The sequence below is a fragment of the Rhodococcus gannanensis genome (assembly GCF_042681175.1).
GTDB classification, from domain to species: Bacteria; Actinomycetota; Actinomycetes; order Mycobacteriales; family Mycobacteriaceae; genus Rhodococcus_G; species Rhodococcus_G gannanensis.
This window is the reverse complement of sequence record NZ_JBHUFB010000020.1, coordinates 27,711-49,971: the sequence shown is the minus strand read 5'-3', so window position 1 is coordinate 49,971 and position 22,261 is coordinate 27,711. Positions and strand designations below refer to the sequence as shown.

18 protein-coding genes are annotated in these 22,261 nt (G+C 69.4%); 12 read left to right on the top strand and 6 right to left on the bottom strand.

From position 1 onward, the window contains the following. Positions 1-21: 21 nt before the first annotated feature. Positions 22-567 carry a 50S ribosomal protein L17 gene (gene rplQ, locus ACFSJG_RS21290; protein WP_007531955.1) on the top strand — a complete coding sequence of 182 codons (546 nt, stop codon included), beginning with the start codon at positions 22-24 and terminating at the stop codon, positions 565-567. Continuing rightward, complete coding sequence (truA, locus tag ACFSJG_RS21285) at positions 564-1,466, top strand: tRNA pseudouridine(38-40) synthase TruA (RefSeq protein ID WP_378487909.1); 903 nt, start codon at positions 564-566, stop codon at positions 1,464-1,466. Before rplQ ends, truA begins: the two co-directional genes overlap by 4 nt. Positions 1,467-1,493: 27 nt before the next feature. Here the strand turns inward: truA and ACFSJG_RS21280 are convergent, their stop codons facing one another. Together ACFSJG_RS21280 and ACFSJG_RS21275 are read right to left on the bottom strand one after the other, a co-directional pair. Further along, entirely contained in the window at positions 1,494-1,862 is a 369-nt protein-coding gene (locus tag ACFSJG_RS21280; protein WP_378487250.1) for a PAS domain S-box protein, read from the bottom strand. 136 nt (positions 1,863-1,998) lie between these two features. Continuing rightward, complete coding sequence (locus tag ACFSJG_RS21275) at positions 1,999-3,141, bottom strand: acyl-CoA dehydrogenase family protein (RefSeq protein WP_378487249.1); 1,143 nt, start codon at positions 3,139-3,141, stop codon at positions 1,999-2,001. A 57-nt stretch (positions 3,142-3,198) separates the two neighbouring features. On the opposite strand from ACFSJG_RS21275, the gene ACFSJG_RS21270 reads away from it, so the two are divergent. The 5 genes from ACFSJG_RS21270 (at position 3,199) to ACFSJG_RS21250 (ending at position 8,211) form a co-directional block, all read left to right on the top strand. After that, the gene (locus tag ACFSJG_RS21270) at positions 3,199-3,774 is read left to right on the top strand and encodes a TetR/AcrR family transcriptional regulator (RefSeq protein ID WP_378487248.1); all 576 of its coding nucleotides are present in this window, start codon (positions 3,199-3,201) and stop codon (positions 3,772-3,774) included. A gap of 174 nt (positions 3,775-3,948) precedes the next feature. Further along, positions 3,949-5,406, top strand: a complete 1,458-nt coding sequence (locus tag ACFSJG_RS21265) for an Ig-like domain repeat protein (protein WP_378487247.1) — start codon at positions 3,949-3,951, stop codon at positions 5,404-5,406. Between the two features lie 79 nt (positions 5,407-5,485). Further along, positions 5,486-6,661 carry an Ig-like domain-containing protein gene (locus tag ACFSJG_RS21260; protein WP_378487246.1) on the top strand — a complete coding sequence of 392 codons (1,176 nt, stop codon included), beginning with the start codon at positions 5,486-5,488 and terminating at the stop codon, positions 6,659-6,661. Positions 6,662-6,694: 33 nt separating this feature from the next. Further along, positions 6,695-7,579, top strand: coding sequence for an Ig-like domain-containing protein (locus ACFSJG_RS21255; protein ID WP_378487245.1), 885 nt, complete (start codon positions 6,695-6,697; stop codon positions 7,577-7,579). A 68-nt stretch (positions 7,580-7,647) separates the two neighbouring features. Then, positions 7,648-8,211, top strand: coding sequence for an NADPH-dependent FMN reductase (locus tag ACFSJG_RS21250; RefSeq protein WP_378487244.1), 564 nt, complete (start codon positions 7,648-7,650; stop codon positions 8,209-8,211). 43 nt (positions 8,212-8,254) lie between these two features. Here ACFSJG_RS21250 and eccE read toward each other — a convergent pair whose 3' ends face one another. Beyond that, on the bottom strand, positions 8,255-9,892 hold the full coding sequence (gene eccE / locus ACFSJG_RS21245) for a type VII secretion protein EccE (protein WP_378487243.1): 1,638 nt from the start codon (positions 9,890-9,892) through the stop codon (positions 8,255-8,257). An 89-nt stretch (positions 9,893-9,981) separates the two neighbouring features. On the opposite strand from eccE, the gene eccB reads away from it, so the two are divergent. Continuing rightward, the gene (eccB, locus tag ACFSJG_RS21240; RefSeq protein WP_378487242.1) at positions 9,982-11,430 is read left to right on the top strand and encodes a type VII secretion protein EccB; all 1,449 of its coding nucleotides are present in this window, start codon (positions 9,982-9,984) and stop codon (positions 11,428-11,430) included. 54 nt (positions 11,431-11,484) lie between these two features. Here eccB and mycP read toward each other — a convergent pair whose 3' ends face one another. Then, complete coding sequence (gene mycP, locus ACFSJG_RS21235) at positions 11,485-12,924, bottom strand: type VII secretion-associated serine protease mycosin (protein WP_378487241.1); 1,440 nt, start codon at positions 12,922-12,924, stop codon at positions 11,485-11,487. Next, positions 12,924-14,345, bottom strand: coding sequence for a type VII secretion integral membrane protein EccD (gene eccD, locus ACFSJG_RS21230; RefSeq protein WP_378487240.1), 1,422 nt, complete (start codon positions 14,343-14,345; stop codon positions 12,924-12,926). The genes mycP and eccD overlap by 1 nt, the downstream gene beginning before the upstream one ends. A 216-nt stretch (positions 14,346-14,561) precedes the next feature. Between eccD and eccCa the strand changes: the two genes are divergently transcribed. The 4 genes from eccCa to ACFSJG_RS21210 all read left to right on the top strand — a co-directional run bounded on the left by eccCa (position 14,562) and on the right by ACFSJG_RS21210 (position 20,742). Beyond that, entirely contained in the window at positions 14,562-18,524 is a 3,963-nt protein-coding gene (gene eccCa / locus ACFSJG_RS21225; protein WP_378487239.1) for a type VII secretion protein EccCa, read from the top strand. Then, on the top strand, positions 18,521-19,924 hold the full coding sequence (locus ACFSJG_RS21220; protein ID WP_378487238.1) for a type VII secretion-associated protein: 1,404 nt from the start codon (positions 18,521-18,523) through the stop codon (positions 19,922-19,924). The genes eccCa and ACFSJG_RS21220 overlap by 4 nt, the downstream gene beginning before the upstream one ends. Before the next feature lie 147 nt (positions 19,925-20,071). Next, positions 20,072-20,386, top strand: a complete 315-nt coding sequence (locus ACFSJG_RS21215; RefSeq protein WP_378487237.1) for a WXG100 family type VII secretion target — start codon at positions 20,072-20,074, stop codon at positions 20,384-20,386. 65 nt (positions 20,387-20,451) lie between these two features. Beyond that, positions 20,452-20,742 carry a WXG100 family type VII secretion target gene (locus ACFSJG_RS21210; protein WP_378487236.1) on the top strand — a complete coding sequence of 97 codons (291 nt, stop codon included), beginning with the start codon at positions 20,452-20,454 and terminating at the stop codon, positions 20,740-20,742. A gap of 76 nt (positions 20,743-20,818) precedes the next feature. Here the strand turns inward: ACFSJG_RS21210 and ACFSJG_RS21205 are convergent, their stop codons facing one another. After that, the gene (locus ACFSJG_RS21205; protein WP_378487235.1) at positions 20,819-21,967 is read right to left on the bottom strand and encodes an alkaline phosphatase family protein; all 1,149 of its coding nucleotides are present in this window, start codon (positions 21,965-21,967) and stop codon (positions 20,819-20,821) included. Positions 21,968-22,261 lie beyond the last annotated feature (294 nt).

The window sequence follows — 22,261 nt, the reverse complement described above, 5'->3', positions numbered from 1 at the left end:
GTCCTTACTAGGAGATTCATCATGCCCAAGCCCAAGAAGGGTGCCCGCTTCGGCGGGTCGGCTTCGCACCAGAAGGCGATCTTCGCCAACCTGGCCACCGCGCTCTTCGAGCACGGTCGCATCACCACCACGGAGGCCAAGGCCAAGGCCCTGCGTCCGTACGCCGAGAAGATCGTGACGAAGGCCAAGGGTGGCACCCTCGCCGACCGTCGCGAGGTTCTCAAGGTCATCCGCAACAAGGACGTCGTCCACACCCTGTTCGCGGAGATCGGTCCGTTCTACGCGGAGCGCGATGGCGGCTACACCCGCATCATCAAGACCGTCCCCCGCAAGGGTGACAACGCTCCCATGGCGATCATCGAGCTCGTCAAGGAGCAGACGGTCACCTCCGAGGCCAACCGCGCTCGCCGCGTCCAGGCTTCGCAGGACGCCAAGGCCGAGAACGTCGTCGAGGCCGTCGAGGCCGAGGCGACCGACGCCGAGGTCGAGAACGCCGACGCCGTCGTGGAGGGTCTCGAGAACGAGACCGCCACCGCAGCGGACGCCGACGAGGCCAAGAAGGACTGACGCTGAACGCGACAGCTTCCGCGAACGAACCCGCCGCTCCCATCCGGGACGGCGGGTTCGTTCGCTTTCGACTCGACGTCACCTACGACGGGACGGACTTCTCCGGCTGGGCTCGCCAACCGGGCCTGCGCACGGTGTGTGGCGTCCTCGAGGAGGCGATCTCGACGGTCCTGCGCCGGCCCGTCCAGCTGACCGTCGCCGGGCGGACCGACGCCGGAGTGCACGCGAGCGGCCAGGTTGCGCACATGGATCTTCCGGACGACCTCGACGAGTCGGATCGCCTCGTGCGCCGGCTCGCACGGTTCCTTCCGCCGGATGTCCGGGTCACCGCGATCACCCCGGTTCCCGTGGAGTTCGATGCCCGATTCTCGGCGATCCGGCGTCATTACGAGTACCGGATCACGACGGCGCGATACGGGGCGGAGCCGCTGCGGGCGCGCGACACGGTCTCCGTCCCCAAGGCGCTCGACCTGGACGCGATGCGTGCTGCGTCGCACGCCCTGCTCGGACTCCACGACTTCGCCGCGTTCTGCCGGCGCCGTGAGGGCGCGACCACCGTCCGCGACCTGCAGCGATTCGACTGGGTGCGCTCCGACGAGGATTCCGTCCGGTCTGGTGGTGGAGACGGCGAGATCCTCACGGCGTACGTGAGCGCGGACGCCTTCTGCTGGTCGATGGTGCGCAGTCTCGTCGGCGCGGTCCTCGCGGTCGGCGAGGGCAGACGCACCGTCGACTGGACGGCCGCGCTGCTCCAGGAGAGGGAACGTTCGAGCTCGGTGCTCGTCGCCCCGGCGCACGGGCTGAGTCTGGTGAAGGTCGACTACCCCGCGAACGAGGACCTGGCCTCGCGCAACGCGGAAACCCGCGAGGTGCGGTCGTTGCCGGGCGGTTGTTGCTGACGGCGTCGGGGCGCCGGGCGTCCCCGGCTACCGGGTGTCCGTGATGACGGTCATGACGACCGTCTCCGCGTTGTGTCGGGCGACGGACTTCGTGAGTCGGACGCGGACGACCTCCCCACTCTTGCGGACGAGGTCGCAGTCGGCCGACATGCCGAGCCTCTTGCCTGCGACCAGCTCTGCCTGCGCTCGGTGGTAGTCGGCGAGCAGGGGTGGATGCACGAACTCCCGGGGCCCGAGATGTCGGGCCTCCGGGAGCGTGTAGCCGAGGAACTCGGCGAAGGCGCGGTTCACGTCGACGACGTGGTCCTCGTCGGTGTGCATGATCACCGGCAGGTCGACGTTCTGGAGCAGCGCACGATAGTGCGCACCGCCGACTCCACCGCCGTGTCTGGACACCGGGTGTCTCGAACCTGCGTGACTCGTCTTCATCGCGACCTCCCGACTGGTCTGCGTGTGCACTGAGCTTGCGTCTATGTGACAGTTTTATAACGCTTTGTGCAATGTGATTGCAGACACAGTCGGTCGGGACGGTTCAGCCTGCGAGGGACCGAGCGATGACGAGTCGCTGAATCTGGTTGGTGCCCTCGAAGATCTGCGTGATCTTCGCTTCGCGCATGTACCGCTCGACGGGGAAGTCCTGCGTGTAGCCGTACCCGCCGAACACCTGGACCGCGTCGGTGGTCACCTTCATCGCGGCGTCGGTGGCGACCAACTTGGCTACCGAGGCCTGACGTGAGTAGGGGAGTCCGGCGTCGCGGCGCCGCGCGGCGTCGAGGTAGGTCGCGCGCGCCGAGTCGACCGCTGCGGCCATGTCGGCAAGCACGAATCCGAGACCCTGATGGTCGATGATCCGCTTGCCGAACGCCGTGCGTTCCTTGGCGTAGGCGACGGCGTCGTCGAGGGCGCCCTGCGCCAGGCCGACGGCGACCGCGGCGATGCCGAGGCGGCCGGAGTCGAGTGCGCTGAACGCGATCGGGAGGCCCTGTCCCGGCTTGCCGATCATCCGTTCGGTGGGAACGAAGGCGTTGTCGTAGTGCGCCGAGGTCGTCGGAACGGCGCGCAGGCCCATCTTCTCCTCGGGCTTGCCGAAGCTCAGACCCTCGGTGTCGGCATCGACGAAGAAGCAGGACACCCCGCGGGAGCCGGCCTCGCCCGTGCGGGCGAAGAGGGTGTAGAAGTCGGCCCGGCCGCCGTTGGTGATCCACGCCTTCGATCCGGTGATCCGGTAGCCACCCTCGGCCTCCGTCGCCTTGCAGGCCAGCGCCGCGGCGTCCGACCCGGCCTGCGCCTCGGACAGGCTGTAGGCGCCGATCGTGTTGCCGCCCAGCATGTCCGGCAGCCACTTCGACTTCTGTTCGTCCGTTCCGTGAGTGGCCATCGCGAAGCACGAGAGGCTGTGCACGCTCGTCGCGACCGCGACCGCGGCCCATCGCGCCCCGAGTTCCTCGAGTACCTGCAGGTACACCTCGTACGGCTGGTTGCCGCCACCGTACTCCTCGGGGTACGGCAGGCTCAGCAGGCCGGCGGCCCCGAGCGCGGGGAACACGTCGTCGGGGAGGGTCTCGGACTTCTCGCACTCCGCGACGCGGGGCGCGAGCACCTTGTCGGCGACGTCCCTGGTCAGCTCGATCAGGTCGTGCGCTTCCTGGGTGGGGAGCAGGCGTTCGACGGGCACGGGGTCTCCTTCGCTCACTATCGGTACTGAGGACGATACTCCAGTACAGTTCTTGGTATGGCAACCCAGGTTCGTGGCGCTGCGAGGCGCGCCCAGCTGCTCGACCAGCTCGTCGAACTCCTGCTGGCCGAGGGCTTCGCGCACCTGACCCTCGACGAGATCGCCGGACGCCTGCGCTGCTCGAAGTCGACGCTCTACACCCTCGCGTCCAGCAAGGAACAGCTCGTCCGGGCCGCCACGGTGCACTACTTCCGGGCCGCGACCGAGCGGGTCGAGCGGGCCGTTGGCGAGGCGACCGGGGCGCACGCCCGGATCCGGGCGTACCTCGAGGCGGTCGGTGAACAACTGAGGCCGGCGTCCCTGCAGTTCATGACCGACCTTGCCCAGAGCGATTCCGCGCGCCCGGTGTACGAGCGGAACACCGAGATCGCGGCCGGCCGGGTCCGGGAGCTCATCACAGACGGGGTCGAGTCGGGGGAGTTCCGTGACGTCCACGCGGCCTTCGTCGCCGACGTCACCACCGCGACGATGGTCCGGATCCAGCGCAGACAGGTCGCCGAGGCAACGGGACTCGACGACGCCCGGGCGTATCGCGAACTCGCCGCGCTCGTCACCACAGGCCTGGCGACCTGACCCCTCAACGCCGCGGCGGCTGAGCTGCGACGACGATCTGAACGATCGTCCTGGGCAAATCGCCGTTTCGATCACGGATCGGCAACGTACTGGCTAAAGTAATGCCACTTTGCGTGCGTGCGACCACATGCATTCGTGGCCGCGAGCACGCGATCTGTTCGTGAGGGGGTAGTGATGGCTCGTCCGGCTGTGCGTCGGTTGGTGGCGGCGATCGGTGCTGCGGCACTGGTGACCCTGGGCGTCGGTGTCGTCGCGACGCCGTCGGCGTCGGCGGCGACGTCCGCGACCAAGACCACCGACAACATCAAGGTCACCAAGAGCGTGACGCCCGGCACCGCGACACGAGGCGCAACGGTCACCTACACCTCGGTGTTCGAGGACACCAACGCCGTCGATCGCTATCTCAACAAGATCACCGACGTGTACCCCGCCGGGTTCCAGTACGTCCCTGGCAGCGCCAAGATCACCGCATCCGGTCTGGTCACAGGCCCGTCGACCTCCAACGTCACCCCCTCCGTCGACGCCGCGAACAACCGGCTCTCGGTCAGCGGGAACTGGCTGCTCGCCGATCGCTGGCTCGCCGAGAACAAGGACGTCACCTTCGAGGTGTCCTACACGGTGCCGCCCACCGCGCAGCCCGGCACCTACGACAGCGGGCTGACGTTCGAGGTCTTCTCCTTCCAGACGACGCAAGTCTTCGACCCGATCGGCGTCCACGTCACCGTCGACGTCCCGAACGTGGCGACCGCGACCACGGTGCAGGTCCCGGCCACCGCGACCGCCGGGCAGCAGGTGAATCTCACGGCGACGGTCGCGCCCGCCCCCGACGGCGGAACCGTCCAGTTCAAGGACGGCGCCACGGATATCGGCGCACCCGTCGCCGCCGCGGGCGGTACCGCCACACTCCCGTGGACTTTCACGACGGCGGGAACCAAGTCGATCACCGCCGTGTACTCCGGGGCGGTCGGCTTCGCCGGATCGACCTCTGCCGCGGCAACGGTGAAGGTCGGCGCACCCGACGCCACCACCAGCACGACGGTCCAGGCGCCGGCGTCGTCGACCACCGGTCAGTCGGTGCAGCTGACGGCGACCGTCGCACCGGCGCCCTCCGGCGGCACGGTCCAGTTCAAGGACGGCACCGTGAACATCGGTGCACCGGTCGCGCTGGACGAGGGCGTGGCAACCCTGTCCCACACCTTCGGGGTCGCCGGTGCCAAGGCCGTCACCGCCGTCTACTCCGGGACAACCGGATTCGTCGGTTCGACCTCTCAACCGGTCACCGTCACCGTCACCGATCCCGCCCCGGGTGACGTTCTCACCTCGACCACGGTCACCGTGCCGGGATCGGTCGCACTCGGTCAGGCCGCCGAACTGATCGCGACCGTCGCACCCGCGGGCGCCACCGGCACAGTGCAGTTCAAGGTCGGCGCCACCTCCATCGGTGGACCCGTCGCCGTCGTCGGCGGGGTGGCCGCCCTGTCGCACACGTTCTCGTCGTCGGGTGAGAAGGCTGTCACTGCCGTGTATTCCGGCGGACCCGGCTATGTTGGCTCTGCGTCCCCGCCGGCGGTGGTGACGGTCTCCGGCGGCGGCGCGGGAACCGGATCGCTGGAGAACATCTTCGGTTCCTGACAGGCGGCCCATCGCCCACATCCCGACTCTGCTCGACACACGAACCGAATCCGGTTCCCACACATGGAGGATCGACCACATGTCACGTCCCAGTGCCCGCCGATTGGTAGCGGCGGTGAGTGTCGCGGCGTTCGCGGCGTTGGGTTTGTCCGCGATCGGTGCGGGCACCGCGTCGGCGGCCATGTCGGTGACGGAGACGACCGGCAACATCAAGGTGACGAAGACGGTGTCCACGAGCGCGGTCGAGCGCGGCGACACGGTCACCTACAAGACGGTGTTCGAGGCGACCGACGGGGTCGATCGGAACATCACCCGGATCACCGATGTCCATCCCGAAGGATTCGAATACGTCTCGGGCAGTGCGAAGCTGACCTCCGCAGCAGCCGAGACGGGTATGGCGACCGAGGCGCCCACGCCGACCGTGGACACACCCAACAACGAGATCACCGTCAACGGCGACTGGCTGCTGTCGTCCCGCGCGGGCAGTGAGAACAAGAACGTCACCTTCCAGGTGACGTACCGGGTGTCGCAGGCGGCCGAGGAAGGCAAGTTCGACAGCGGGCTCGTGTTCGATGCCGCCGGTGCGCCGACCCAGGCGTTCGACCCGATGGGCGTCACCGTGAAGGTGGCGCCTCCGGGCAAGACCACCAAGACGGTGGTCACCGCGCCCGCGACTGCGATTCGCGGCAAGCCGGTCGAGCTGGTCGCCACGATCTCCCGCAACACCGTCGGCGGTGCGGTGCAGTTCAAGGACAACGGCGAGGACATCGGCAGCTCGGTGGTCCCGACGAAGGGCCAGGCCGCGCTCTCCTACGCCTTCCCCACGGACGGCATTCACACCATCACCGCGGAATTCACCGGATCCGGTGATCGCGAGGGATCGGCCTCCGAGCCTGTGCTCATCGAGGTGACGGCGGGAACCGGAACGGTCATCAGCGGCCCGTCGGAGGCACAGGCCGGTACGCCGGTCACGTTCCTCGCGACAGTGAGCCCCGGCCAGGGCGGCGGCACGGTCGAGTTCAAGGACAGCGGTGTCCTCATCGGTAAGGCCGAGATCATCGGAGGCACCGGCACGCTCGACCACGTGTTCACCGTCAACGGTGAGCACGCGATCACCGGCACGTTCACCGGAAACTCGGTACTCAACGAGTCGACCTCCGAGATCGTCACCGTCACCGTCGTCGGCGGCGTGGATCCTGAGACGCAGGGCACCGGCTCCATCGAGGACATGTTCAACAACCTGTTCGGGTCCTGACCGGCCCCGACACACAACGGAGGCGGAACCTGAATGTCTCGTAACGTGATTCGTCGTGCCGTTGCCGCCATCGGTGCGGCCGCGGTGGTCGCGCTCGGGCTCGGCCTGGGCGCGGGCACCGCGACGGCAGCGACGTCGGCGACGAAGACGACCGACAACATCAAGGTCACCAAGAGCGTGACGCCCGGCGCGGTGGGACGTGGCGCGACCGTCACGTACAAGACGGTGTTCGAGGTGACGAGCATCGTCGACCGATACATCACCAAGATCACCGACGTTCACCCCGCCGGATTCGAGTACGTACCGGGTAGCGCCAAGGTCACGTCGTCGGAGTTGTTCTCGGGACCGTCGACGGAGACGCCGGTTCCGGCGGTGGACGCCGCCGCCAACCGACTCTCGGTCAGCGGCGACTGGCTGGTGTCCGACCGTCCACTGAGTTCGAACAAGGACGTCACCTTCGAGGTGACGTACCGTGTTCCCGACGCCGCCGCGCCGGGCACCTTCGACAGCGGAGTCACCTTCGACGTCTCGACGTTCCAGTCCACGCAGGCGTTCGCGCCGATGGGCGTGCACGTCCAGGTGAATGCGCCGGCAACCGCGACGACGACCGCACTCACCGCGCCGACTCTCGCCTCCGTCGGCACCGCCGTCACACTTCAGGCGACGGTGACGCCTGCACCGGCGGGTGGAACGGTCCAGTTCCAGGACAACGGTGTGCCGGTCGGCGCACCCGTGCCGATCGTCTCCGGTGGGGCGAGCCTGTCACACGTCTTCGACACCGCCGGAGTGCATTCCGTCAGTGCCGTGTACTCCGGTGGTGGCGACTACCGCGAGTCGACGTCCCAGGTCGTCGCCGTCGAGGTGTCCGACCCGGCATCCGGTGGCAGCCTGGACGTCTCCACCCTCTTCGCTTCCTGAACTGACCAGGTCCGTCAGCCCCCGCCCACCCGGTCGGGGGCTGACGTCGTCTACGGCATGATGGGGAAGTGACCACAGACCGGATCCGCCTCGAGGTCGTCGTCGGAAGCGTGCGCAGCGGCCGGTTCGGGCCCGTCGTCGCCGACTGGTTCGTCCGCCTGGCGCAGGACGACCCGCGGTTCGAGATCTCGCTGCTCGACCTCGCCGTCGCCGACCTCCCCGCCGATCACACCGACAGCCCGCAGGCGCAACGATTCCGGAGCCGAGTCGACGCCGCGGACGCGTTCGTCTTCGTCACTCCCGAGTACAACCACGGGTATCCCGCAGCCCTGAAGAACGCCGTCGACACCGCGAAGGAGGAGTGGCGCGGCAAGCCCGTGGGATTCGTGTCCTACGGCGGACTCTCCGGCGGTCTCCGCGCCACCGAGCAGCTCCGGCAGGTCGTCGCGGAGGTCCACATGGTCTCCGTCCGCCAGACTGTCAGCTTCCACCGGGCACGCAAACGATTCGACGCCGACGGCCACACCGACGACGGGGCTGCGATCGACGGCCACGCGCGCCTGCTCGAGCAACTGGCGTGGTGGGCCGACGCGGTGCGCGGTGTTCGTTCACACCGCCCCTATCCGGGGTGAGTACTCCTCGAGTGCGGTCCCGCGAGCGGTCGGGAACGGCCGGTCACATCGCGGGTGCGTGAACAGGAGTCGGCGCCGGTGCGGGTGCCGAGCGTGGCCGGCCCAGGAATGCCGCCTCGGCCGTCGTACCGACCATTGTGAGGTCGTAGCGGGAACCGGCCGCCCACAACACGATCCGGCCGCCGTACCCGCCGGGTTGCAGCAACGCGACCGACACGTTCCCGGACTTGGGGGTGTCACCGACGTGGACGGTGGTGACACCTCGGGGGAGCGGGAACGGTTCCACGCCGTCGAACACCACGGCGGTCGTGGACGCGGACGGCCCCGCGGTGCCGCCGAGTGCAAGTCGTTCGGTGTCCCCGATCGAGCCCACGAACTGCCGCCACAGCTGTGGTCGATCGCTGTACACGGCGATGCGCGCGCCGGTCGCGACGGCCCGCAGCAGCACCTGCTGCGCCAGATACGGCTCCCCGATGACGTCGAGACGTTCGATGTCGGGGCCCACCGCTCGGACCGACACTCCTCGACCGTCCGCGTCCGCGCCGACGAGTTGCCCACACCCTCCGGGCGACAGCGACACGTGGCGCAGATCGGCGGCGTCGACGTCCGCAAACTCCGTGAGCGAGTCCAGGTGCGGGGCGCATCCGGGCTGGTGCGACGCCAGTGCGTCCGCGTCCCGGCCCGTGGTCGGCGCAAGCCCGGGGATTGGTGGACGATCCGGTTCCCCAGCCGTCGTGAAGCGACACGACGCCGCGATGCGTGCCGCGGTCACTCCGCCCGGACGGATGCGGACCGTGACGGTCGTTGCCACGGTCCGCACGGCCCAGACATCGGTGAGCACACCTGCGGACAACAGGTGTGGATCGAGCGAGTATCCGGTGTTGATTCCGTTGGGGAGGGCGACGTGACTCCATTCCCGGGGTGCGGACCGCGGCGTGACATCGGCGGTCACGATCCCGCGGGCGTGCCGGATCTCGGCGCCCGGAAGTATCCGGTTCTCGGTGCCGAGCTGCGTCAGGGTGCGCGCGATTCGTCGGGTCGCGACCGACAGTGCGCGCGCGGCACCGTCGGTGCCACCGCCCCGGAGGGTGACCGACCGGGCCTGCACCGCGGCGTCGAACCGGACCACGAGCCACACGGATCGTGCCGCGATCGCGGGGAGGGGGCCCACCAATTCGTCGTACACGCGGGCCGGCGGCGAGTGCGGGTCGACGCGGCGACCGTGCGCGACGACGTCCACACCTGCGAGCGAGATGTCGTGCTGGACCAACGATTCCGCCAGCGCGACCAGGGGGAGCGGATGGTCGTCGACGACGTCGTCGCGCCCCAGTCGTGTGACGCCGCCTCGAGGGGGAAACACCTCGATCACGGAGCAGACTGTCCCGCCGTTCCACACCATCCCGATCACGGTTCCGTCGGACGCTGCCGAATCGGTGATCTCGGGCTCGGGCGACCGATCGGTCCGCCGGTACCGCACGGCGGTGACGATCCAGTCCAGTGCCCGGCGGCGCCGGACGGGAACCAGCATCGCGGCGGCGGGGACGGCGCCGACGAGTAGTGCCTGCCACCAGACCATTCCGGCGACGCTCGCGATCGCCGCGACCGCCAATGCGACGAATTGCGCTGTCAGCACTGCAGATGTCGCCGGCATCAGGCTGCTGCGCCAACGCGTCACGTTCATCCCCCTCGTAGACCCGGACGCCCCCACGGCTCGGTTTCCGCGGACTGTACTCTTTGCCCCCGTAGTGCCGGCCAAGCGGGGGAGGAAACATGGCGGGGCAGCCGACGACACGGTGGCAGGTGAGCGGGTACCGCTTTCTGGTTCGCCGGATGGAGCACGCCCTGGTGCGCAGGGACGTTCGGATGTTGCACGATCCGATGCGCAGCCAGTCGCGGGCGCTCGCGGTCGGCGCGGTCCTGTCGGTCGTGGTGGTGGCGGGTTGTGCTGCGCTGGCGTTGATCCGGCCGAAGGACAGCATCGGAAACGCGCAGATCGTGGTGGGCAAGGAATCCGGCGCGATGTTCGTCTTCCTGGAGGACACGCTGCACCCCGTGCTCAACCTGGCGTCGGCCCGCCTCATCGTCGGCAGTGACGACCGGCCCGTGATCGTGAAGGAGTCCGAGCTGGGGACCCGCCCGCGCGGACCGCTCCTGGGGATTCCGGGTGCGCCGTCGGCGCTTCCGCACCAGGACCCGGGCGCCTGGACCCTGTGCGATTCGATCGCGCCCGGCGGTGCACGCGCGGTGACGAGCTCGATCGTTCTCGGTGGACCGCACCTGGGCGCCGGTGCCGACGACCTGTCCGACGACGAGGCGCTGCTGGTACAGAGCGTCGACGGTACCTGGTTGGTGCACAACGGAACCCGCAGCCGCGTCGACCTGGGCGACCACGCCGTTGTTCTCGCGTTCGACCTGGACGGCATCACGCCGAGGCCGGTCAGTGAGGGCCTGATCTCCGTGATTCCCGAGGTACCGGCAATCACGCCGCCCGAGATCCGCGATGCGGGCAGGCAACCACCGTACGAGATGCCGGGCAAGCCGATCGGGTCGGTCGTGCAGGTCGAGGATGCCCGGGAGTCCCGCTACTACGTCGTGCTCTCCGACGGCCTGCAGAGAATCGGCAGGGCCACCGCCGACCTGATCCGGTACTCGGATTCGCACGGCATGACGGGGCTGGGCACCGTGACCCCCGACGTCGTCACCGGACCGCCGATGTCGACCGCACTGCCCGTCGACGGCTTCCCCGAGACGCCGCCGACGATCGTCAGCGACGTCAGTGACCCGGTCAGCTGCCTGTCGTGGCGTCCGGTGTCCGGTGACGGGGGCGTGCAGGCGAGCGTCGACGTCGTCGTGGGGAACAGCCTTCCCCTTCCCGAGGGGGCGAAGCCCGTGACCCTGGCGCAGAGTGACGGCCCGGGTGAGATGGCGGACCAGTTCTATGCGGCGCCGGGAACGGGTGCTCTCGTCCACTCCACGGGCATCACCGCGTCCAGCGAGCGCACCGGCGCCCTCTTCTTCGTCGGCGACACGGGAGTCCGATACGGCGTCGAGGGTCAGGAGACCGCAGCACTTCTCGGCTTCACGGAAGGCTCGGTGCCTGCACCGTGGCCGATCCTCGGCCTCCTGGCGCCGGGGCCGCTTCTGGGACGCGAAGAGGCGTTCCTCGCGCACGACGGGGTGGCACCCGACGAAGCGCCGATGGACGTCTCGCCGCGCTGACGGCTGTACCGCGTAGTCTTTCGGCACGGTCACGATTCGTCGCCGTCTCGAGTCCTATGCGGATCTGGTCGACCGGCGACGACGACGGGACGAGAGCGAGCGGCCCCACCGCAGGTCGGCCACGCGTCCACTCGCCAGCGGAGTCGACGCGACCAGTCCGATCACCAGCAACGTGCCGACGACGGCCGCACCGCCCAGTGCCACGGTCCGAGGGCGGTTGTCCGGCGGCGGGGAGGGGGCGGGGATCGCCACCGCTACCGATGGCGGTTCCGCCGGCGTGGCGGGTCCGGTCGACGTGAGTGCGGCGAGCGGATCGACGACGCCGTGCCCGACGAAGGGATCCCAGTCTCCCGCGGGTGCGTGGGCGGTCGCCTCGATCCGCGCCATCACCTGTGCGGCGGACAGTTCCGGGTGACGTGCCCGGATGAGCGCAGCGGTCCCTGCGACGTACGGGGCCGCGAAGCTGGTTCCCTGGACGGGACCCCGGCCGGTGGCGTCGGTGAGTCCGGCGTCCTCCAGCCGCCGCGGATCCAGGGAGGTGATGGCGGTCCCGGGCGCCGCCACGTCCACCCACGGGCCGGGGACCGTGAAGTCGCTGGGTGAACCGTCGGGGTCGACCGATCCCACGGTGAGCACCTGGTCGTCGAACCACGCCGGAGTCACCACTGTGACGACGTCGTCCCACGGATCGGCCTGTGGGCGTGCCGGATCGAGGCGCGGATTCCCATCTGAGCAGTCGTTCTCGCGATTTCCGGCGGCCGCGACTATCACCGCGTCGTGGACGCGCGCCGCGTAGTCGATCGCGGCGCTGAGCGCGCGGTGCTCCCCGGCCCGTGCAGGCATGCAGGCAACCAGGGAGATGTTGATGACGCTCGCGTTGCGATCCGCAGCGAGGCGGATCGCGGACGCGAGCGTGTCGAGGCTCCCCACTCCCGTGGCGTTCTTGCCGTCCTCGTCTCGCTGCGGGCCGACCTGCCGATAGATGTTGCTGGACTGCCGGATCGTGAGGATGCGTGCGTCCGGTGCCACCCCCGCGAACCCGGTGGACCCGGATCGGCCGGCCGCGATGATCCCGGCGACGAGGGTGCCGTGCGCGTCGCAGTCGGAGGTGCCGTCACCGGGCGCCACGAAGTCCCCGCCTGCCTCCAGGCCACGCAGGCGCGGGTGTCGTTCGACTCCGGTGTCGATCACCGCGACGAGCTGCCCGGCACCGGTGGACAGTGGCCAGACCGACTCGAGGTCCAGGGACCGTTGGGGCCCGGGAATCGCGAGTGGATCGACCACTTCTGCGGTCGGGGTGCACGGGTCCCGTAGCTCCGACGGCGGTGGTGGGAGGTTTCCGGGAGGAAGCGCGCCGGGGTCGATCGAGGGTGGCCGGACCGCGAGTACGGTCGCCGGAATCGCCGAACTCAGGGTTGCAGCAAGGATTCCGGTCGCCAGTGCCTGCGCCGCCCGGCGCGGCCGATCGGATCGGCCGGCGCCGTTCGCGCGCATCACAGGCCGCGCATCGCCGCGAACAGTCCCGCGACCCAACAGGTCAACGGCAGCACCGCGGCGATGGCTGCGTAGTCGATCAGTTCGACGGCGCGCCGTTGGACCGGGGAGAACTCCTGGCGGGGCGCGACGAAGCCGAAACCGAGTGCCGCCGCGATCCCGAGGGCTGCCAGAACGAGGACGACTGGCGCCCAGCTCGGTTCGACGATCGCGGCACCGACGACGAGCAGAACGGCGACGAGTGAACCCGCCCCGATCAGGACCGCGGCCTGCGACAGGCTCGCGTACGTCCGTCCCCGCAGCATCAGCACCAGCGCGGCGACCGCCGCGAGCGCGAGACCCGGCCAGTCGACAGCGCGGAATGCGTCGGCCGCGACGAGGCTGCCGACGGCTGTGGTCACCGCGGCTGCGCACACCAGGCCGGTGAGGTGTCCACGTGCGCGCTGGGCCTTCGCCTCGAGTCCGTCGAACGACGGCAGCGGCGCGTCGCCTGCTTCCTCGCTGTCGAGGGACGATCCCGGTGACGGGACGGGCGGCAGCGGGAGACGGGCCAGCAGCATTGCGATTCGGGGTGCGGAGGTGAGCAGGATCAGCCCGGCCGCGGTGACGATCGCGCCGATCTCCTGTGCGGGCAGCTCCGTCAGGACGGCGATGCCTGCCGCACCCGCGGTGACCAGTGAGACGGTCGATGTCGCCACGGCGACCGCGATGCCCGTCCCGCTCATCCGCGCAGCGAGGACGGCGAAGGCACCGCAGGTGACGGTGCCGAGGAGCAGTGCGGGTGCGCCCAGATCTCCGGGAACGACCAGTGCCCCCGCGGCGAACGCCGGGGCGAGCGAGGCTCCCCACAGTGTCATTGACGCCGCGCGGTCCCCGTACGCGCGCGCGACGACGGTGCCCGCCGCGACCAGCAACACGGCGACGACCAGAGCCGCGATCATGCCGATCGGCCCGTCGTCCTGTCGTCGGGCGAGCAGGACGGCGAGCGCTCCGGCGACGCTGAGCGCGAGGGTGACCGCCGATCCGGCGACCCGTGCCGATGCGGGCGTCCAGCGGCGGAAGGTGTCCGCCTCGACCGCGGCGACGTTGTGCATGAGGTCGTCGAAGAGCGGTGCGGGTGCGGCACTGTCGGCCGACTGGAGCAGCAGGAGTTCGCCGTCGCGGACTCGATGGTCGGCGAGCGATCCGGTCGGGTCGAGTGCGGCGCGGCCGAGCCTGCCGAGAGTCCAGTCGGCCGGGCCCGTGGAGCGACCGCGGGCGGCGGACGGGTCGCGGTGCGCGTCGATGACGGTCACGACCTCGGGGATCAGGAGCGCCAGCGGCGCCCCTGTCGGCAACGCCAGGTCGACTTGCACCTGATCGGCGAGAATCGTCACCCTGCACAGGTCGGTGCGGTCACCCGACTCGACGCCGATAGCCACGAAATGCCCCCTCGAAACTCGACTCACGCCGGCACCTCCCGTCGGCGCCGCCCCCTTCACGAAACTGCGCGAACTCTACGTGAGCCGCGAGGCGGGGTGGGTCGCGGGTGGATCGAGGCATGCACTACTGTCCAACGCCGTACGCGTGCCGGGGGATGGCATGGCGTCCACCGCTTCTCGGCCGGAGGTCGGGCCGGGACCAGGGGGGTTGAACGCATGGCCACAGTGCGATTCGTACGTAAGGCGCGTGCGGAGGTTCCGCGCACGCCCGGCGGCGAGGTGAGCCTGCAGCCACCACCGGACATTCCCAAGGTCGTCCCCGGCAACCTGCTCATGAAACTGCTGCCCGTGGTGATGGTCGTCGCCATGGTCGGCATGATGGCCCTGATGTTCACCTCGGGTGGGATGTCGTCCAACCCGATGTCGCTGATGTTCCCCGTGATGATGGTCGTCTCGATGCTCGGAATGGTCGCGGGTGGGCGCGGGAACGGGTCGCGGGGAGCCGAGATCAACGAGGACCGCAAGGATTACCTGCGCTACCTCGACCAGCTTCGGCGAGACGTGTACGACACGGTGGACAAGCAGCGGGCAGCTCTGGACTGGAGCCATCCGGAACCCGCACACCTGTGGTCGCTCGTCGGTACCGCCCGGATGTGGGAGCGCCGCGTCGGCGATCCGGATCACCTGCACGTCCGGGTCGGCCGCGGCAGCCAGCGGCTGGCCACGCGGCTCGTGGCACCGGAGACGGGACCGGTCGAGGACCTCGAACCGGTCGCCGCGGTGTCGCTTCGGCGTTTCGTCCGGACGCACTCGGTTGTCCCGGGCCTGCCGACGGCGGTGGCGATGCGCGGTTTCGCCTCGATCGGGTTCGACGGCGACCGCGCCGTGTCCCGCGACCTCGTTCGCTCGATGCTGGTGCAGTTGTGCACCTTTCACGGACCCGACGTCGTTCAGGTCGTCGTGGTCTGCGGCCCCGACACCGCCGGCGAATGGGAATGGGTCAAGTGGCTGCCGCACGCGCAGCATCCCGACCGCGTCGACGGCGCGGGCAGTGGCCGGATGGTCTACGGTTCGCTCGCGGAGCTGAACGAGGTCCTCGGCCCACATCTGGCGATGCGGGCGCGGTACTCCCGGACCGCCCCGGCCACCACGGGGGTCCCGCAGATGCTGGTGGTCCTCGACGGCGGCATCACCACGGGCTCAGGACTTCTCGACGACGGCATCGACTCGGTGACCGTGCTCGATCTCGGTGGTTACCGCCCGGCCCTCTCGGCGACCCGCGGAATCCAGTTGGTCCTGTCGGAGACCGGACTCGGGGCGCGGAGTGCGGCGGGTGTCGAGACCTTCGCCGTCCCGGACGGTCTGAGCACGCATCAGGCCGAGACGGCTGCTCGCCGGCTCGCGCCGTATCGCGTGGTCACGGCGACCGCCGCGGACGCCGGGGACGACGCCGACGCCGACACCGACTGGCGACGGATGCTCGGACTGCCCGAACTCGTCACCCTCGATGCGGCGACCGCGTGGGCGCCGCGCAGCCCCCGTGACCGGCTCAGGGTGCCGATCGGACTCGCACCCGACGGCTCCCCGGTCGAGATCGACCTGAAGGAATCCGCGGAGAACGGCATGGGCCCGCACGGGCTGTGCATCGGTGCGACGGGTTCGGGCAAGTCCGAGTTCCTGCGCACCCTCGTTCTCGGGTTGGCCGCGACGCACTCGCCGGACGCGTTGAACCTGGTGCTCGTCGACTTCAAGGGTGGCGCGACCTTCCTCGGTCTCGACGGACTGCCGCACGTCGCTGCGGTCATCACGAACCTGGCCGAAGAGCTCGCGATGGTGGACCGGATGCGCGACGCGCTCGCCGGCGAGATGAACCGCAGGCAGGAGCTGCTGCGCTCGGCAGGCAACTTCGCCAACGTCACCGAGTACGAGAAGGCGCGGGCGGGTGGCGCCGATCTGGCACCACTGCCCGCCATGTTCATCGTCGTCGACGAGTTCTCCGAGCTGCTCAGCCAACAGCCGGATTTCGCGGACCTGTTCGTCGCGATCGGGCGTCTCGGGCGGTCGCTGCGCATCCACCTGCTGCTCGCGAGCCAGCGGCTCGACGAGGGCAAGATGCGTGGACTCGACAGTCACCTGTCCTATCGGATCGGTCTCAAGACGTTCTCCGCCAACGAATCGCGGACGGTTCTCGGTGTGCCCGATGCCTATCACCTCCCCGCGCAGCCCGGTGCCGGGTACCTGAAGTGCGACTCGGCCGAGATCGTCCGGTTCACCGCCGCCTATGTGTCGGGCCCGTACGTCATCCGCTCGGCCGGGGGCGGCTTCGCCGGGGCGTCCGCGGCGGCGGACCTTCGACCGCGTCCGTTCACCGCCGCTCAGGTGGCGCTGCCGGTCGCACCCGAGCCTGTGCGCACGGAGGAACCCGAGCTGGTCACCGACACCGGTCGCACAGTGCTCGACACCGTGGTCGACCGACTCAAGGGGAAGGGGTCGGCAGCCCACGAGGTGTGGTTGCCGCCGCTCGACACGTCGCCGTCCCTCGGTGAGCTCGTTCCCGCTCCGGCAACCGCCGACGGCATGCCGGTGACGTTGCGCGCCCCGATCGGCATCGTCGACCGCCCGTACGACCAGCGTCGCGACCTGCTGATCGTGGATCTCGCCGGAGCGCGTGGCAATGTCGCGGTCGTCGGCGGACCTCAGTCCGGAAAGTCGACGACGCTCCGGACGCTGATGATGGCCATGGCGCTCACTCACACCCCGCGGCAGGTGCAGTTCTACTGCCTGGACTTCGGTGGCGGCACCCTCGCGGGGCTGTCCGGGCTGCCGCACGTCGGGTCGGTGGCGAACCGTCTCGACGTGGACCGGGTTCGCCGCACCGTCGCCGAGATGAACACCCTTGTACGGGACCGTGAGCTGCGGTTTCGGGAACTCGGAATCGATTCCATGGCGGAGTTCCGGCGGCGGAGGTCCGAGGGTGACCCGAGCGTCACGAGCGACCCCTACGGTGACGTGTTCCTGATCGTCGACGGATGGCCCGGCATCCGGCAGGACTTCGAGTCACTCGAGATGCAGATCAACGCGCTGGCCGGGCAGGGCTTGTCCTTCGGCGTCCACGTCGTGGTCACCGCCTCCCGGTGGGCGGAGATCCGTCCGGCCCTCAAGGACCAGTTGGGCACCCGTATCGAACTGCGACTGGGTGATCCGTCCGACTCCGACATCGGCAGGGTCAAGGCCAGCCGGGTGCCGCAGGGCCGACCCGGACGGGGTATGACGTCGGACGGACTGCACCTGCTCATGGCTCTGCCCCGAATCGACGGACGGGACACCAGCGACGACCTCGGCGCAGGCGTCGCCGACGCGGTCGCCCGTGTCGGCGCCGCCTCCACCGGTGATCGCGCGCCCGCGGTTCGGATGCTGCCCGACCGGTGCGACCGTGCCGACGTCCTGGCGAGGACGGCGGCGTGGCCGCCGGCCTCCGACGGTCCATGCCTGCGGGTGCCGATCGGCCTGGACGAGGCCGAACTCGCGCCCGTGCACATCGATTTCACAGAGCATCAGCACGTGCTGGCGTTCGCCGACGGTGGTGCGGGCAAGACGACGCTGCTGCGCGGAATCTGCGCGGGACTGATGGAGTCCAACACTCCGCAGCAGGCCAAGATCATCCTCGCCGACTACCGCCGCACCATGCTCGGCGCGGTCGAGGGCGATCACCTCGCCGGGTACGCACCGAACGCTCCGACGCTGAACACCATGATGAGCGAGCTCGCGGGCGTCCTCGCGGGACGGATGCCCGGGGCCGACCTCACACCCCAGCAGATCCGGGACCGCTCGTGGTGGACCGGACCGGAGATCTACGTGATCGTCGACGACTACGACCTCGTCGTGACGTCGAGTGGCAATCCACTGCTTCCGCTCCTCGACCACCTCGCGCACGGACGTGACGTCGGTCTGCACCTGATCGTTGCCCGCCGGTCCGGCGGTGCGGGCCGTGCGCTCTACGAGCCGATCATTGCCCGCCTGCGTGACCTGGTGCCGACCGGATTCGTGATGAGCGGCAGCCGCGACGAGGGCAACCTCATCGGAATCGCGCGGCCGACCGAGATGCCGCCCGGCCGAGCGCAACTGGTCACCCGCGCCGGGACCTCGCAGATTCAGGTCGCCTGGATGCCGCCACTGTGACAGCGAGGTCGACGGTCGCGATCCACCTGACCGAGTCCGTCACGTGGGCTCGAGCGGGGGATCGGACCGTCGATCGTCCCGCGGGGGTGGCGATCACCGCGGGACGGGTCGGCGTGGCCGTCGACCGGTCGACGGCTGCATCGGACGAGGTGTTCGAGCCGTCGCCGATCCGGTACGTCGGCGACGACGTGCTGTTGCTCGGGGGCGCGGTCGTCGATGTCGCCGCAGTCCTCGAGGAGGTGCTCGCCGACGCGATCGGAGCGCTGGGCGCGGCGACGCCGGTGGACCGTCTCGTGCTGACGTGCCCGTCCGGGTGGGGCACGGTGCGGCGCCGGGCACTCGTCGCCGCGGGGCGCCGGGTCGCCCGCGAGGTTCGCACGGTGCCGGTCGCGGAGGTCGCGGCCACGGTGGCGAATCCCGACGGTGCGGACCGGTTCGGCATCGTCCTCGAGATCGGCATGCTGTCGTCGGAGGCCACGGTCACTGCGGGAGGGTCGACGTCCGTCGACTCGATCGGCGCAATGGACCTCACCTCCCGCCCGGAATCCGTGGCCGATCTGGTCGACGCGATCCATCCGGAGCTGCCGGACCATCCGGAATGGGTTGCGGTCGTGGGAGTTCTGCCCCCTCCGGTCGTCGACGCACTGGCGCGGAAGCTGCGTGAGCGGTGGGGCGCCGACGTTCCGGTGTGCGAGGCGTCGGAGCGCCAACTCCTCGAGTCGGCATCCGAGTGGGGGCTACGGCAGGCGGGACCACTGCCGGTGCCGCACCGCGAGACGAAACGGGACGCCGTGAACGCAGCAGCCCGTCGCCGTCGGATCCGGTCCGTCGTCGCGATCGGCGTGCTCGTGCTCGCCGGGGTGGCGGGCTGGTCGGCGTTCACCGCGGTCCGGGGCTCGGACGGTGCTGCGACGGTCGCAGCCCCGCAGGCGACGGGGACGTCGGCGTCGAACGCTCCGGGGACTCCCTCGGTGTCGCCGCACCGTGTCTCCACGGGACGGGCGGCGCTGGACGTGCCTGCCGGGTGGCATCGGCGGACGGCGAGTGACGGCTCGGACCGGGTGGAACTGGTGCGGGACGACGGTCGGCCTGCCCGAATCCTCCTCGTGCAGAAGGACCTCCGGGCCGGCGCGGACCTCGACGCGGTCGCGGTCACATTGGCCGATCAGATCGCGGAGCGGTCCGCCACGTTCGGCGCGATCGACCAGGTGGAGTTCGACGGACGTCCCGCGCTGTCGTACCTGGAGACCCCGGACGACCAATCGCAGGTCGTGTGGAGGGTGTTCGTGGTCGACGGGCTGCAGATCAGTGTCGGGTGCCAGGCGCCGCTGACCGATCCCGGAAGCGTCGACCCGGCGTGCGGCGAGGTCTCCCGCTCCATCACCGTCGCGGTGAATTGAGGGTCGGTCCGACGGGAGTCGCGAAACTTTCCGGAATCGGATGGAACCGCACGCGATACCCGTGCGTCCAACAGGGTGTAGGCGAGTCCGAGCCGGCCCATCAGGGGTCGAACATTTTCGCGGACACGGGACACCAGGAGGGGTTGCATGAGCGGTCAGATGAGGACAACGACCGAAACCATGGAGACCGCCGCGACGCACGTGAGTGACGTCAACGGCGACATCCAGGGTCTGCTGTCGTCGCTGCAGGGTCGGCTCTCGGCTGTGAACGGGGCGTGGGAGGGCGCTGCGAAGGTTGCGTTCGACAACCTGATGCAGCGCTGGGATCAGGAGGCAAAGAACCTGAACCAGGCACTCCTGGAGATCAGCGAGAACATCCGGGCCAACGGCGCGGCGTTCGCAAGCGCCCAGGACGAGCACGTCGCGGCGATCAACAACTCGGCCGGCAGCCTCAACCTCTGACCCTCGACGGTCGGTAGCAACCAGTCACAGATACACCCACCCGACGAACAACCCAGGGGGACAGCATGAGCGGCGCAATGCGTTATGACTTCGGCGCGATCGACGGCGCCCGCGCGGACATCGCGGCGACCAGCGGAAACATCAACGGCAAGCTCGCCGACCTGAAGAGCTACCTCGCTCCGCTCGTCGCGGAGTGGGAGGGCTCGGCCGCCGAGGCATACCAGGCGAGCCAGGCCAAGTGGGACAAGTCGATCGACGGTCTGAACCAGACCCTCGAGGCGATCGGTCGCGCGGTCGGTGCAGGCAACGAGGACATGGCCGCCACGAACAGCAAGGCGGCGCAGAGCTGGAACTGACCAGAACCAGTTCCTGAACGAGAACGTCCCCGGTGGAGGAGAGCCACTCGGGGACGTTCTTACGTTCGGAGCCTCACTAGGGTCGGAACAGGAGAAGAGGCACGTGCAGTTCCGCCGATGTCAGCGATCCGTGGTGGCCGACGAGGATCGACTGCAGCGGCTCCGCCGACCGACGGATCAGTGCGCGCTCACCGGTCGCGACCGCGATGACGTCGCCGATCCGTTCCTTCGCGCGCGCGCTCACGGTCGGGCCGAACCAGCCACGCTCGATGACCTCCGCTCGCGAGAAGACCGCGAAGTCGTCTGCCAGACGCGACCGCCACCGCTCGAGGACCGATTCCGCCTCGTCCGACTCGGTGTAGACGTGCCGCGCCCGGGGCTCGCCCCCGATCTGCCGCACACCCTTCGTCAGCTCGGGTTCCTGATCGACGTCCAACGGCGAACGAACCTGGACCATCCCGTGATCGGCCGTCACGATGAGGGCGCCGTCCGACGGGAGACGGGTGGCGATCTGCCGCGCCAGCAGGTCGACCTGCGCAAGTTCGAGCGACCACGCGGAGGACTCCGGGCCCCGCGCGTGACCGGTCAGGTCGAGCTCACCGTGATACGCGTACACGAGGGACCGCTCTCCTTCGCGTAGTGACGTCACTGCCGCGTCGACGAGATCGCCCATGGAGAACGTCGGTTTGAACTCGCCGCCACGCAGCGCCGCCCGGGTCAGCCCGGATCCTCCCTGGTAGGCCGGCGCGACCCGAGACACCGTGACGCCGCTTGCCGCCGCCCGCTCGAACGCAGTCGGGGCGGGCTGGAACTCCTCGGGTACGAGTTCGCGCAACAGGTCCACCCGAGGCCCTTCACCGTGCAGGCGCCACTTCAACGGGTTCATCAGCCTGTCCTCGCCGGGAACCGACATCAGGTAGCCGACGACACCGTGCTCACCGGACGGCACACCCGTTCCCAACGACGCCAGACTGGCCGCGGTCGTGGTCGGGAAACCCGCCGTCAGTGGGGGGCGCGACGCTGCGGACGAGAGGAAGGGGGCTTCGTCGGGGTGCGACGCCAGCAGCTCGGAACCCAATCCGTCGACCAGGAGGATGCACACCCGATTCACGCCGGCGAGGTCGATGCCGATGCGATCCGTTTCGTCGGCGACGCCGAGCTGGGCAAGGACAGAGGGGACCAGGTCGGACAGAGACTCCCGTCCGTACTGCGGGGCAAGCAACATGGAATCAGGCTAGGCGGTGACCGTCGTCGACGTGACGCCCGCCACTTCTGTCCCGCCGGTCTGCCGATCGTTGCGTCGCCACCTGGATGTTTCGCTCACTTCGGGTCCTGTGACCAGGCGATTTGCGTTGGGCGTCATGGACACGTAACTTTTGTCGAGTCAGAGCGACACGGACACCGACTCCGCCCCCGGGCGAGAGACACGAGGTTGTACGAAGGCGCCTGGCCAATCCAGAGGTTAGCGACAGTAGTAGTACTGGCGCGCTTCGACTGCCTTAACTGATTGTGACCGACA

What these genes read in the sequence shown, in the direction of transcription:
- rplQ (WP_007531955.1), top strand. Translation starts at nt 22, where the DNA reads ATGCCCAAGCCCAAGAAGGGTGCCCGCTTCGGCGGGTCGGCTTCGCAC.
- ACFSJG_RS21270 (WP_378487248.1), top strand. Translation starts at nt 3,199, where the DNA reads ATGGCAACCCAGGTTCGTGGCGCTGCGAGGCGCGCCCAGCTGCTCGAC.
- ACFSJG_RS21265 (WP_378487247.1), top strand. Translation starts at nt 3,949, where the DNA reads ATGGCTCGTCCGGCTGTGCGTCGGTTGGTGGCGGCGATCGGTGCTGCG.
- ACFSJG_RS21260 (WP_378487246.1), top strand. Translation starts at nt 5,486, where the DNA reads ATGTCACGTCCCAGTGCCCGCCGATTGGTAGCGGCGGTGAGTGTCGCG.
- ACFSJG_RS21255 (WP_378487245.1), top strand. Translation starts at nt 6,695, where the DNA reads ATGTCTCGTAACGTGATTCGTCGTGCCGTTGCCGCCATCGGTGCGGCC.
- eccE (WP_378487243.1), bottom strand. Translation starts at nt 9,892, where the DNA reads ATGAACGTGACGCGTTGGCGCAGCAGCCTGATGCCGGCGACATCTGCA.
- eccB (WP_378487242.1), top strand. Translation starts at nt 9,982, where the DNA reads ATGGCGGGGCAGCCGACGACACGGTGGCAGGTGAGCGGGTACCGCTTT.
- mycP (WP_378487241.1), bottom strand. Translation starts at nt 12,924, where the DNA reads ATGCGCGCGAACGGCGCCGGCCGATCCGATCGGCCGCGCCGGGCGGCG.
- eccCa (WP_378487239.1), top strand. Translation starts at nt 14,562, where the DNA reads ATGGCCACAGTGCGATTCGTACGTAAGGCGCGTGCGGAGGTTCCGCGC.
- ACFSJG_RS21215 (WP_378487237.1), top strand. Translation starts at nt 20,072, where the DNA reads ATGAGCGGTCAGATGAGGACAACGACCGAAACCATGGAGACCGCCGCG.
- ACFSJG_RS21210 (WP_378487236.1), top strand. Translation starts at nt 20,452, where the DNA reads ATGAGCGGCGCAATGCGTTATGACTTCGGCGCGATCGACGGCGCCCGC.
- ACFSJG_RS21205 (WP_378487235.1), bottom strand. Translation starts at nt 21,967, where the DNA reads ATGTTGCTTGCCCCGCAGTACGGACGGGAGTCTCTGTCCGACCTGGTC.